Here is a 12,847-nt window from a genome sequence, read left to right as displayed (position 1 = left end):
AGCAAATCAGTAGAATAGCGATTTGCTTAAAATTTATAACATCCGCAATGTGCGGCAAATGAGATTATGACACAAAAACTCCATATCAAAACCTGGGGCTGCCAGATGAACGAATACGATTCATCTAAAATGGCGGACCTGCTCAACAGCACCCATGGCTTTGAGCTAACTGAAAATGCCGAAGAAGCCGACGTGCTGCTGCTCAACACCTGCTCCATTCGTGAAAAGGCGCAAGAGAAAGTGTTCCACCAACTCGGGCGCTGGAAAGATTTAAAGAAAACCAACCCGAACCTGGTTATTGGCGTGGGCGGCTGCGTGGCGTCACAAGAGGGTGCGCATATTCGTGACCGCGCGCCTTATGTTGACATTATTTTTGGGCCACAAACGCTGCACCGCTTGCCAGAAATGCTCAACCAAATTCGCGGCGGCAAAAATGCGGTGGTGGATGTCAGCTTCCCTGAAATTGAGAAATTCGACCGCCTGCCTGAGCCACGCGCTGAGGGGCCAACGGCATTTGTTTCCATTATGGAAGGCTGCAATAAATACTGCTCATTTTGTGTGGTGCCTTATACCCGCGGTGAGGAAGTGAGCCGCCCGCTTGATGACGTGCTGTTTGAAATCGCGCAACTCGCTGAGCAAGGAGTGCGCGAGGTGAACCTGCTGGGGCAAAACGTGAACGCCTATCGCGGTGCGACTTTTGACGGTGGCATTTGCACCTTCGCCGAATTGCTGCGCTTGGTGGCGGCGATTGACGGCATCGACCGCTTGCGTTTTACCACCTCGCACCCGATTGAGTTTAGTGATGATATTATTGATGTCTATCGCGACACGCCTGAGCTGGTCAGTTTCCTGCATTTGCCAGTACAAAGCGGCTCAGATCGCGTGTTAACCATGATGAAACGCAACCACACCGCACTTGAGTATAAATCGATTATTCGCAAATTGCGCAAGGCGCGCCCTGATATTCAAATTAGCTCCGATTTTATCGTTGGCTTCCCAGGCGAAAGCGCGGAAGATTTCCAACAAACCATGGATTTGATCGCGCAAGTCAATTTTGACATGAGCTTTAGCTTTATCTACTCCGCCCGCCCTGGCACGCCAGCGGCCGATATGCCTGATGATGTCAGTGAAGAAGAGAAAAAGCAGCGGCTTTATCTGTTACAACAACGCATCACCCAGCAAGCGATGCAATTTAGCCGCAAAATGCTCGGCACGGTGCAGCGCGTGTTGGTGGAAGGCCCGTCGAAAAAAGATATTATGGAACTGACAGGGCGCACCGAAAATAACCGTATCGTCAATTTCAAAGGGGACCCATCGATGATCGGTAAATTTGTCGACATTGAAATCACCGATGTGTGGACCAACTCTCTGCGCGGCAAGGTTATCCGCACCGAAGACGAGATGAACCTGCGCGTGCAACACTCACCGCAAGAGGTGATCTCCCGCACCCGCAAAGAAGACGAGCTCGGCGTTGGGCATTACCACGCCTAACCCCTGACCGCACTTTGCCTTCAAAGTGCGGTTATTCATTTAAGGGGCGCGTTTTCAAACCAACTTTCGAGAATAATGCACGCGGAAATGGAGTCAACTTTGCCTTTATCAAGCGCGCGAAAGCCACCACGGGCAAAGATTTCTGCACGTGCTTCCACTGTGCTAAGGCGTTCGTCGTGCAATTGTACACTCACCCCAAAGCGGCCGTGCAGACGTTGCGCGAATTTTTTGGCACGCTGGGTTAATGGCTGCTCGCTGCCGTCCATATTCAATGGCAAGCCAACCACCACCACTTTGGGCTGCCAATCTTTAATCACCTGCTCCACCGCCTGCCAGTTGGGTTGACCATTTTGCGCTTTGAACGCGCTCAACGCCTGCGCAGTGCCCGTAATGCTTTGCCCCACCGCGCAACCAATGCTTTTTTCGCCAAAATCAAACGCCAATGCGCAATAGCCCATCAGGCTCGCCCTCCTTCCATGCTTAGATCACTTGCTGAGATACCCAGCAGCGCAACCGCACTTTGCCAGCGTTGCGAATAAGGCGTGTCAAACAAAATGCGCGCATCACAAGGGGCAACCAGCCACATATTTTGTCGAATTTCCGCTTCCAATTGCCCAGCCGACCAGCTGCAACAGCCAATCGTCACCAAATAATGCTCAGGTGCGTTGGGCTTGCCGAGCGTTTCCAATACATCAAGGGAGCTGGTCAACCAAATATCAGAACTAATCGCTTCGCTACGCTCAAAAGGGGGAATACACTTGGAATGAAGCACAAAGCCTTTATCCAGATTGACGGGGCCGCCGAGCAGCACCACCGCATCCGAATCCACACGACGGTTATCCGCCATCATAAAATTGATTTTGCTCACCAGTTCTGCAATGCTGGTGTCGGTCATGCGGTTAAGCATCAAGCCCATGGCGCCGTCGTCGTTATGTTCGCACAAATAAATCACGCTGCGCTGAAAAAAAGGGTCGTCCATAGCAGGTGTTGCGATCAATAAATGGTGATGAAGTTGCCCCATTAGCCAAGGTCTCCAAAACAGACTTGAAGTGCGGTGATGGCGGTCAGAGCGGCAGTTTCCGTGCGCAACACGCGCGGACCGAGCAGCACTGAGCGAAAGCCGTTTTGCTCTGTCATCGCAATTTCTTGAGCCGATAGCCCGCCTTCCGCGCCAATCAAAAGACGAATGCCCGTTGCGTTAACATTTTTCAAGCCCGCGATACCGCACTTTGCTCGAGGGTGCAAGTTGAGCTTCAGTTCACCGCTCCCCTCCGCACACCATTGTTCCAGTTTCATCAGTGGACGAACCTCGGGCACACGGTTTCGCCCACATTGCTCGCAAGCGGCGATGGCAATTTTCTGCCACTGTTGCAATTTTTTTGCCATGCGTTGTTCGTCGAGCTTCACGCCGCAACGCTCAGACCACAGCGGAGTGATAACACTCACCCCAAGCTCGACCGATTTTTGAATCGTGAACTCCATTCGCTCCCCGCGCGAGATCACCTGCCCGAGGTGCAAAAATAGCGGTGACTCACGGTCATCTTGTTGCCCTTGCCCCAGCGCCACTTGCACGCGCTTTTTGCCTATTTCACGAATGGTGGCGGGAAAAGTGCGGTTGCTGCCGTCAAACAACACCAACGCATCCCCCACGTTCATGCGCAACACCCGCGCAACGTGGTTAACCGCATCGTCACTCAATTCGCAAATGGCATAATCAGATAAAGGCTCAGGGCTAAAAATTCGAGGGATTCGCATACTCTTTTCGGCTAGATAAAAATGAAATCATACCATTGAATGGCCTAAAACACTATTGAGGCGGAGAGAATAACGCAATGCTGCGCGCCCAAACCGCACTTTTGATGTCATCAGCACTTTCTTGGCGCAATTGGCACAGCGCCTCAAACACCTGCGCGATACGCGCTGGCTCATTAGGCTGACCTTGATAGCCATTAACGGGCATATCGGGGCTGTCGGTTTCTAACACCAACGCATCGAGAGGCAGCTGGCGAATCGCCTCACGGGTTTTGTTCGCGCGTGGGTAGGTGATGGTGCCACCCACGCCGATGGCATAACCGAGGTCAACAAAGCGCTTGGCCTGCACATAACTACCAGCAAAGCCGTGAATCACACCTTTTTTCGGCAAATCGATACGTTTTAAAAAGGTGTAGAGCTGATCGTGGCTGCGCCGTGAATGCAGGCTGACGGCTAATTGATGTTCTTGCGCAAGAAAAAGCTGCGCTTCAAGAAACTGGCACTGTTTGGCCCAATTTTCAGGCGTGATTAACTTCGCCACTGCGCGCTCCAGCCCGATTTCAGCAACCGCCACACAAAAGTGCGGTCGCGTTTGCAGGTGAGCGGCGAGAGTGTCTAAATCCTGCGTGCGATGGTGAGTGATAAACAAAGGGTGCAGCCCTACACCGTAGCATAAATGTTTAGGTGCTTGCGCGCATAGCGCGCTCACCTGCGAAAATTGCCCTACATCGATACAAGCAATTAAAATGCGCTGCACATCGGCTGCGCGCGCATTGTCTAACGCGCTGTTGAACGTAATGCGCTGCTCGTCAAGCAGCACATCAAAGTGCGTATGCGTATCGAAAAAATACACTGCTTAGGCGTAATACATCTCAAATTCAACAGGATGTGGCAGCATATTAATGCGCTCCACATCTTTGCTCAGCAACGCGATGTAGGCATCAATAAAGTCATCACTAAACACCCCGCCTTGGGTTAAAAATGCGCGATCTTGCCCCAATGCTGTGAGCGCTTCTTCCAATGAGCGCGCCACATGTGGCACTTGTTGTAGCTCCTCTGGTGGCAAGTCATAGAGATTTTTATCCATTGGATCGCCTGGGTGAATTTGATTGTTAATGCCATCGAGCCCCGCCATCAGCAACGCAGCAAACGCCAAATATGGGTTGGCGCATGGATCTGGGAAACGCACTTCAATGCGGCGTGCTTTCGGGCTGGTGACCGTTGGAATACGAATTGACGCCGAGCGATTGCTGGCGGAATAAGCCAACAGCACTGGTGCTTCATAACCAGGCACAAGGCGTTTGTAAGAGTTGGTGGTTGGGTTGGTAAACGCATTGAGCGCTTTGGAGTGCTTGATCACGCCACCAATAAAGTAAAGTGCGGTTTGCGACATATTGGCATACTTATCCCCTGAGAATAAATTCACGCCGTCTTTGCTCAATGAAATGTGGCAGTGCATGCCTGAGCCGTTATCACCAAAGAGCGGTTTTGGCATAAAGGTGGCAGTTTTGCCATTTTGATGCGCCACATTGTGCACCACATATTTATAAATTTGTGTTTCATCGGCTTTGAGGGTTAATGTGTTGAAACGACACGCGATTTCATTTTGCCCTGGGCTGCCCACTTCGTGGTGGTGCGCTTCAATCACAAGGCCCATTTCTTCCATCAACAAGCACATTTCAGAGCGAATATCTTGTGCGCTATCAATGGGTGGCACAGGCACGTAGCCCCCTTTTACGCGTGGGCGATAGGCTTTGTTGCCGCCTTCATATTCGGCGTTGCTGTTCCACGGCGCTTCAATATCATCAATTTCAAATGTGGTGTGCGCAGGAGAGACTTTAAAGCGCACGTCGTCAAACATAAAGAACTCAGGCTCAGGGCCGAGCAGCACTGTGTCGGCAAGGCCTGTGGATTTCAAATAATTTTCTGCGCGCACAGCAATTGAGCGCGGATCGCGGTCGTAGCCTTGCATGGTGTCAGGTTCAAACACATCGCAACGCAATGATAGGGTAGGAATATCAAAAAACGGGTCAACTAAGGCAGACTCAGCAATCGGCATCAATACCATGTCGGATTTATTAATGGTTTTCCACCCGCCGATAGAGGAGCCATCGAACATTTTGCCATCTTCAAAAAAGTCTTCATCCACAGCACTGACAGGGATTGTCATGTGGTGCTCTTTGCCGCGTAAGTCGGTGAAATGTAAATCGACAAAGCGCACATCATGCTCTTCAATTAGTGAAAATACGTGTTCAATTGCTGATAGATCAGACATAAATAACCCTCAAAATAGATAGAAAAAAAGCACAACTTAACTTTATGAAAATATCGCTTACCACACTAAAAATCAATAGATTTATGCACTCATACACGACATTGTGTGTTGAAAATAGCAACAGCAAAATAAAATGCCCAATTTCATAATAATAAATAGCCGACTACGCGCAAAAAGGCTATAATTGTCTGCTTTATATGCGATCATGGCTTTATTAGCGCCACAACCGCACTTTAGGATTATTATTTTACGAAGAATATCAAATGGATAACAAATTAGACATCAATAAATTGCGCAATATCGCAATCATTGCGCACGTTGACCACGGTAAAACAACCTTGGTTGATAAACTCCTGCAACAATCTGGCACATTCGATAACGTGCGTGGCGACAGCGACGAGCGTGTAATGGACTCCAATGATCTAGAAAAAGAACGTGGCATCACCATCCTTGCCAAAAACACAGCCATCAACTGGAACGGCTATCGTATCAACATTGTTGACACCCCAGGGCACGCCGATTTTGGTGGCGAAGTTGAACGCGTATTATCTATGGTCGACAGTGTATTGTTGTTGGTGGACGCCTTTGACGGTCCAATGCCACAAACTCGCTTTGTGACACAAAAAGCGTTTGCCCACGGCTTAAAACCCATTGTGGTGATCAACAAAGTGGATCGCCCAGGTGCGCGCCCAGATTGGGTTGTTGACCAAGTTTTTGATCTTTTCGTAAATTTAGGCGCTACCGACGAGCAGCTGGACTTTCCGATTATTTATGCCTCTGCACTCAACGGCGTGGCGGGTGAAGAACATGAAAATCTCGCACCTGACATGACACCCCTATTTGAGGCCATTGTGAAATTTGTTGAACCACCAAAAGTGGAAGCCGACAAACCATTTCAAATGCAGATTTCCCAACTTGACTATAACAGCTATGTTGGCGTTATCGGCATTGGCCGCATCAAGCGCGGCAGCATCAAGCCAAATCAACAAGTTACCATCATCGACAGTGAAGGCAAAAAACGCAATGGCAAAGTCGGCCAAGTGCTTGGTCATCTTGGGTTGCAACGCTATGAAGCTGATAGCGCACAAGCTGGCGACATCATCGCGATCACAGGCTTAGGCGAGCTTAATATTTCAGACACCATTTGTGATGTCAACAACGTTGAAGCACTGCCTGCACTGACTGTGGACGAGCCAACCGTGACCATGTTCTTCTGCGTTAACACCTCCCCATTTTGTGGCCGCGAAGGGAAATATGTCACCTCACGCCAAATTTTAGAACGCCTTAACAAAGAACTGGTACACAACGTTGCCTTGCGCGTGGAGGAAACGCAAGATCCTGACGCATTCCGCGTGTCTGGCCGTGGTGAGTTACACTTATCAGTGCTGATCGAGAATATGCGTCGTGAAGGTTATGAGCTGGCTGTATCACGCCCTAAAGTCATTTTCCGTGAAATTGACGGTCGCAAACAAGAGCCGTTTGAACAAGTCACCATCGACATTGAAGAGCAGCACCAAGGAGCTGTGATGGAAGCACTCGGCATTCGTAAAGGGGAAGTACGCGACATGGCGCCCGATGGTAAAGGTCGCACCCGTTTGGAATACATCATCCCAAGCCGCGGCTTAATTGGCTTTCGTAACGAATTTATGACCATGACCTCTGGTACAGGGTTGCTTTACTCTAGTTTTAGTCACTACGATGACATCAAACCAGGCGAAATTGGCCAACGCATCAACGGCGTGTTAATTTCCAACGCCACAGGTAAAGCACTAGCCTATGCACTCTTTAGCTTACAAGACCGCGGCAAATTGATGATCGAACACGGTACCGAAGTTTACGAGGGCCAAGTGATCGGCATTCACAGCCGCAGCAACGACCTAACCGTCAACTGCTTACAAGGCAAAAAACTGACCAATATGCGCGCAGCAGGTAAAGACGACGCAGTGGTGTTAGTCACTCCTGTGAAATATACTCTCGAGCAAGCCCTTGAGTTTATTGACGATGACGAACTGGTGGAAGTCACCCCGTCATCTATCCGTATCCGCAAAAAGCTCCTAACGGAAAACGAACGCAAACGTGCCAATCGCACAACTACCAGCACAAGTACACACTAAAACGTGCGCTTAAACAAAACACAAACCGCACTTTAACAAAAGTGCGGTTTTTTCGTATACACCGTCAAACTGATACCATTTAGGGCTTAGCGCCTTTTAATCTTACCCCCCACCAAGTCATTCACCAACGCTACGCAACAACCCATGCAAGCCGATGGAGTGGGAGGATTTGAGGAGGACGAGGTCGTCGTTTTGTAGGTGTTGGTCAAGCTGGGCTTGCAGGGCTTCGACATTGGCGACGTGGTGGCATGGGCGGTGGTGGTTTTGCCTGCGCTGCCCGTTACCCCAATCACTTGGCCTTGAAAGCCCTTGCACCTTGCTCGGCCAATATCCAGCACCGCCTTGCGCACATCTTTCACCCACAAAACGGGAATGGCGGGTTTCACTTGATAATTGGAGTCGTCGGTGATCACGCCGCTGGCTCGCCGTGCCAGTGCATTCACGCTCACTGGCGGCAAATAGCCCTTGCTCATTTCCCGCCCACGCGCCACCAGCAGATGCCCCGCTTGGAAACTTTTTGGCCACACGCACACGCCGCTGGCCTGTCAATCGCCCTCAGGCTGCACCAGCCATTTGCCTTGCGTGATGCGAGGCAAACTCTCGGCATTGAGCGCCATGTTCTCCAACACGCCCGCCACAGCTGAGCTGAGCGCCTGCGCCCGCCAATCTTCCAGCCACAGCGTTTGCACCTTGGCGCGCGCCACGCCGTCGCTTGCCGAGATAATCAGCGCATTCGACAAGGCATTCGCTGCCCTTCCCCCTGCCTGTGCCGCCACCGCCTCACACGCCTGCTGTATCCACGTTTTCTTCATTATTATTCCATCATCATTGATTTTACACATCATTGTATTACCCCTCACCTGATTACTCAACCGCACTTTTGTCCTGCCACGCAATAGGCCGTCTGAAAAGATTTTCAAACCCAAAGTGCGGTTTTACACGCACATAAAAAAGCCCACCGCCAAGGGTGGGCTTGATTCATATCATGTGATTACACGATAAATTTTGCGCTAGCCAACAAGTCATCAAGCGTTGCAGCGTCGCTACCGTTAACGGTGATGCTGTTGTGGTACTCGTGGTGGTTTGGCTCGCCTGACGTAAAGGTCAGTTTGTGCTCACCTGCATCCCACTGTGCATCGTAGTCAGACTTGAATACGTCTGCGCTAGTGATGCCCACGAAGGTCAATTTATCGCCTTCGGCTGCGTTGAAGTCGGTGATGGTGTCATCGCCGTTGCCGCCTTTGAGGTTGTAGACAAACTGATCTGCACCTGCGCCACCGGTGAGGGTGTCGTTGCCTGCACCGCCGATGATGATGTCATCACCGTTGCCACCATTGATGGTATCGTTGCCACCCACGTCGGTGTTGTCGAGCAATTTGCTCCAATGGCTTTGAACATAGTCAAATACTTGTTTCTCAGTAGCGGGCGTTACTGCGCCACCATCAAGTACGTTAGCATTTTCTGTCCACTTGATGTACTGTTGCAAGCCGCTCAAGCCCATGCCATTGTGTGAACCTGCTGGATGATCAACACCATCGTTCCAATGGAGATAATCAGTGTTGATGTTATCACCGAAGATCACATCGTTGCCGTCGCCAGCGTTGATGGTGTCATCTTTTGGTGTCAATGGTTTCACTACAACGTCACCTGTTTTCAGCGCAGTGTCGATATTATCTTTTGTTCCATTAATAATGGTAGCTTCACCTCGTGGAACCCCAGTAAAATCAAAGTCATTGTGTTTTGGCGGATTAGGATCAACAACAGCACCACTTCCATCTGCTTTTGTGTTATCAAAATAGTCCAATACGTCAGTATTTGTACCAAAGTCACTTTTGCCATTAGGTCCGTTTAAGCCAATAGCATGAACTTTTGAAGTATCTGAAAGTTCCTTAAAGGCTTTTAATGTACTTGAACCCATAGGTTTGTTTGTTGAATCACTTGCTTGTCCATCAGAAATAAAATACGTAACATTTTCAAAACTATTTTTACCTGAATATGTTTTGAAAAATTTATTAGCTGTTATAAATGCTTCTTCATAGTTAGTCGCACCTACCACACCTGTACTATTTACTCCTTTAAGTTTATCAATCTCGCTAATTACATCATTGTAATTGTCTTTTAGATTTTCAAAAGATCTTCCTCCTAAAATTTTAACATTAGAGGAAAATAGAACAATTTCTAAATTAACATTACCTTGATGATCAGCAAGATTATTAACCAATGTTTTTAAAGCTGCTTTTGCTTGATCCCATACCTTAACCTTAAATTCCATTGAGCGAGTAGCATCAAGTAAAACCACCGCATTGTAATCCGTATCAGGCGTTACGATGGTGTTCAAGCCACCTTTGTCGCCGATAATCACGTCGTCGCCTGTTGAAGCAGGTTTCGGATCATTCGGGTTCACAGGGTTATCAGTTGGGCCTGTTGGGTTTGGCTCTGTCGGATTAACCGTACCTGGTTTATTGTCATCAATCACCAAGTTACCGTCTTTCTTCGCAGGGTCAATCACCGCGCTGTCTTCGCCTTTTTCACTGGTGTGTGCAGCAGGCTGACCATCTTTATTCTTAGCTTGGTCAGTTACTGTCGCTTCCGCTTTCAGTGTTTTGCCTTCAGCTGTCACCTGATCCGCAGGCAGATGAACCGTGATGCCGTTGTCGATCTGATCTTGGCGCTCGATGGTTACTTCTTCTTCCTTGTCGAAGTTACCGTCGCCATTGGTGTCGATCTTCACAGTCACTTTATCACCGATCTGTGGCGCGGTTTTGTCGTCAGACTTATCAAAGGTTACCTTGATGTCAACGCCATCTTTGCGCTCATCCGCAGTCAGGTGGCCATCATCGTTGCCGTCTGAAGTGATTTCTACCGTTGGTTTGGCAGGCGGAGTCACATCAAGTGCGGTCGCGCTGTTGTCGCCACTGGTGTTGTTGTGTGCATCAGTAGCGTTGGCAGTCACCTCTGAGCCGTCTTTCACCTTGTCTTCAGGGATTTTCACTGTGCCCGCTTTCGGATCGGTCACTTGTAGGCCGTCTGGATTATCACCTGTGATTTTCCAGTTGCCATCATCACCTTTTTCAAGGGTAACTTTCTTCGGCTGACCTTTTTCGTCGGTGTACTCAATGTCCACTTTCTTGGTGTCAGGATCTGTCGGCGCAGTGATAGTCACACCACCGTCTTCGTCTGCTTTCACAGTCGGTGCAGCCGGTTTTGTAGTATCCACTTCCAAAGTGTAATCTTTCGGCTGAGCAGATACTTCACCTTTATTACCTGCTTCATCTGTCGCCGTGATTTTCGCTTCCACTTTCTTATCAGCGTCTTGTTGCAACTCGCTCACTGGTACGTTTACAGTAAACTTACCTTCGCCATTCACGGTGGTTTTGTGTTCTTTACCATCTACAGTAACCACAACTTCATCACCTGCTTTAAATTCGCCTTCAACATGGCCTGCTACAGGCACATTGTCGCCTTTCGCTTCTTCTAGGCTCAGCTGATTGTCATCGCCTGCAACGGTGTCGATCACCAATGTGGTGGTTTGCGCATTTGGTGCGGTGGTATCCACTTTCACCCTTGCTGGCTCAGCGTCTTCTGAGCGATTACCTGCTGGGTCTTTGACATAGGTTTCCGTCACGTTGATCTCTTTAATGCCATCCGTTGAAACTGGAATTTCAACATAATGATTTGTTAGATCACCTTCTGTGACTTCGACTGTTTTTTCTTCACCGTTGATTTTCGCAACAACGGTATCACCCACTTCTGTACCTTGTGGCAAGCTGATGCGTACAGGGGTTGATTTATCATCACCAATTTCTTTAGCGTTCAGTACACCTTCATTACCTAGTTGTGTATCTTCAGGGAAGCTGACAACTGGTTTTTCATCACCTTTACCGTCACCATCACCATCTGCGCCACCTGGCACTTTAACATCAACGTCGATGCTCTTATCATTTTTGCCAAGCTCTTTATCATCAGCATTAGTCACTTTCGCTTCAACGCTGATTTGCTTGGTGTCTTCAGTGACTGGCACTTTCACTTTCAGGCCATCTTTCAAGATCTCTGCAGTAACGGTTTCTGATTTTTCTTCACCGCCATCGACTTTATAAACGATCTTGTCGCCTTCTTTTGCACCCGAGTCTTTTGGTAAAGTGATTAACACTTCTGCGTCCTTATCGCTTTCACCACTTTTCACTTCCTTGCTGTTGAGCTTGCCATCTTCTGGCTGCTTGTCTTCAGAGAAGCTAATTTCAGGGGTCACATTACGATTGTCCTCTGCTGGTTTAGGTGCAAGTGCGGTTTCTTTCACCTCTGGAGAGGTGTTGCCCACTGGGTCTTCACCGTGCGCTTTAACTTCACCACCATCTTTTACTTTATCCGCTGGAATGGTTGCTTTATTACCATCAGGGTTTGGTATGATTTCAGGTTTATCTGATGTCCAACCATCTTTACCCTTAGTTAAGGTTACATCGGTTTTTCCTTGCCCATCTTCATTTGGCACTTTCACAACCACTTTATCACCCGGTTTCGCATCATCAGGTAAGCCAACATCAACAGAGCCGTCGTCTTTCGCGTTTAAAGTTGGTTTTGGTGCACTGAGATCAACTTCAATTGAGCCTTCACCCAAGTTAGATTCATTACCCGCGTCATCAATCACTTTGGCAGTCACTTTCAACACATCGCCATCTTTAACTGGCACTGGGTCGGTTTGAACATAGCCGTTAACCAGATCGCTGTCTTTAACAGTGATGGTTTGTTTTTTACCATTAATTGTCACTTCAACAGTGTCACCCACTTCAGTGCCTTTCGGCAGACTGATGCGCACAGGAGTTGCGTTGTCGTCGCCGACTTCATTTTTGTTCAGTTTGCCGTCTGCTTTCTCATTAGCATTATCTTCAGGGAAACTGATCACTGGCGCGCCATCTTTAGTCAGTGTTTTAGGGTCATCACTGTTATCGCCATTGTCTGCGATACCATCGCCATCTACATCACCTGGCACTTTAGTATCCACATCTAATGTTTTTTCAGGGGAAGTCGCCGACTCATTACCTGCTGGATCGGTTACTTTCGCAGTCACTGTGACTTTATCGCCATTTTTCACTGGAATATCGGTTGTCACATGACCATTTTTGATGTCATCTTCTGTGACTGGCACTTTGATGGTTTCTTTTTTGCCGTTGGTATCTACGGTGATTTCAACCGTATCACCTGGTTCGGTACCTTTCGG

The 12,847-nt window shown here is 48.7% G+C and carries 10 protein-coding genes; 2 read left to right on the top strand and 8 right to left on the bottom strand.

The genetic code is table 11. The features are described 5' to 3' along the window. The first annotated feature begins 66 nt into the window (after positions 1-66). Positions 67-1,491, top strand: a complete 1,425-nt coding sequence (gene miaB / locus HPC38_RS08760) for a tRNA (N6-isopentenyl adenosine(37)-C2)-methylthiotransferase MiaB (protein WP_208120917.1) — start codon at positions 67-69, stop codon at positions 1,489-1,491. 35 nt (positions 1,492-1,526) lie between these two features. Here the strand turns inward: miaB and ruvX are convergent, their stop codons facing one another. The 5 genes from ruvX to glnA are packed head-to-tail and all read right to left on the bottom strand — an operon-like array spanning position 1,527 to position 5,518. Next, on the bottom strand, positions 1,527-1,949 hold the full coding sequence (gene ruvX / locus HPC38_RS08755; protein ID WP_208120916.1) for a Holliday junction resolvase RuvX: 423 nt from the start codon (positions 1,947-1,949) through the stop codon (positions 1,527-1,529). Next, a complete protein-coding gene (locus HPC38_RS08750; protein ID WP_208120915.1) occupies positions 1,949-2,512 on the bottom strand; it encodes a YqgE/AlgH family protein in 564 nt (187 codons plus the stop codon). Before HPC38_RS08750 ends, ruvX begins: the two co-directional genes overlap by 1 nt. Next, complete coding sequence (rsmE, locus tag HPC38_RS08745) at positions 2,512-3,246, bottom strand: 16S rRNA (uracil(1498)-N(3))-methyltransferase (protein WP_208120914.1); 735 nt, start codon at positions 3,244-3,246, stop codon at positions 2,512-2,514. The genes HPC38_RS08750 and rsmE overlap by 1 nt, the downstream gene beginning before the upstream one ends. Positions 3,247-3,298: 52 nt before the next feature. Continuing rightward, entirely contained in the window at positions 3,299-4,096 is a 798-nt protein-coding gene (locus HPC38_RS08740; protein WP_208120913.1) for a TatD family hydrolase, read from the bottom strand. A gap of 3 nt (positions 4,097-4,099) precedes the next feature. Continuing rightward, positions 4,100-5,518 carry a glutamate--ammonia ligase gene (gene glnA, locus HPC38_RS08735; RefSeq protein ID WP_208120912.1) on the bottom strand — a complete coding sequence of 473 codons (1,419 nt, stop codon included), beginning with the start codon at positions 5,516-5,518 and terminating at the stop codon, positions 4,100-4,102. A gap of 263 nt (positions 5,519-5,781) precedes the next feature. Between glnA and typA the strand changes: the two genes are divergently transcribed. Next, positions 5,782-7,632 carry a translational GTPase TypA gene (gene typA / locus HPC38_RS08730; protein WP_208120911.1) on the top strand — a complete coding sequence of 617 codons (1,851 nt, stop codon included), beginning with the start codon at positions 5,782-5,784 and terminating at the stop codon, positions 7,630-7,632. A gap of 86 nt (positions 7,633-7,718) precedes the next feature. On the opposite strand, the gene HPC38_RS08725 is transcribed toward typA, so the two are convergent. The 3 genes from HPC38_RS08725 to HPC38_RS10545 all read right to left on the bottom strand — a co-directional run. After that, on the bottom strand, positions 7,719-8,159 hold the full coding sequence (locus tag HPC38_RS08725) for a hypothetical protein (RefSeq protein ID WP_208120910.1): 441 nt from the start codon (positions 8,157-8,159) through the stop codon (positions 7,719-7,721). Positions 8,160-8,177: 18 nt separating this feature from the next. After that, positions 8,178-8,444: a hypothetical protein gene (locus HPC38_RS08720; RefSeq protein WP_208120909.1), complete on the bottom strand. Its 267-nt coding sequence runs from the start codon at positions 8,442-8,444 to the stop codon at positions 8,178-8,180. Positions 8,445-8,623: 179 nt separating this feature from the next. Continuing rightward, the coding region (locus tag HPC38_RS10545; protein ID WP_208120908.1) for an Ig-like domain-containing protein at positions 8,624-12,847 on the bottom strand (4,224 nt) is incomplete at its 5' end.

It is taken from the genome of Spirabiliibacterium pneumoniae, from assembly GCF_014884995.1.
Lineage (GTDB): Bacteria > Pseudomonadota > Gammaproteobacteria > Enterobacterales > Pasteurellaceae > Spirabiliibacterium > Spirabiliibacterium pneumoniae.
The sequence above is the reverse complement of the archived record's forward strand: the minus strand, read 5'-3'. Positions and strand labels throughout refer to the sequence as shown.

What these genes read in the sequence shown, in the direction of transcription:
- miaB (WP_208120917.1), top strand. Translation starts at nt 67, where the DNA reads ATGACACAAAAACTCCATATCAAAACCTGGGGCTGCCAGATGAACGAA.
- ruvX (WP_208120916.1), bottom strand. Translation starts at nt 1,949, where the DNA reads ATGGGCTATTGCGCATTGGCGTTTGATTTTGGCGAAAAAAGCATTGGT.
- HPC38_RS08750 (WP_208120915.1), bottom strand. Translation starts at nt 2,512, where the DNA reads ATGGGGCAACTTCATCACCATTTATTGATCGCAACACCTGCTATGGAC.
- rsmE (WP_208120914.1), bottom strand. Translation starts at nt 3,246, where the DNA reads ATGCGAATCCCTCGAATTTTTAGCCCTGAGCCTTTATCTGATTATGCC.
- glnA (WP_208120912.1), bottom strand. Translation starts at nt 5,518, where the DNA reads ATGTCTGATCTATCAGCAATTGAACACGTATTTTCACTAATTGAAGAG.
- typA (WP_208120911.1), top strand. Translation starts at nt 5,782, where the DNA reads ATGGATAACAAATTAGACATCAATAAATTGCGCAATATCGCAATCATT.
- HPC38_RS08720 (WP_208120909.1), bottom strand. Translation starts at nt 8,444, where the DNA reads ATGAAGAAAACGTGGATACAGCAGGCGTGTGAGGCGGTGGCGGCACAG.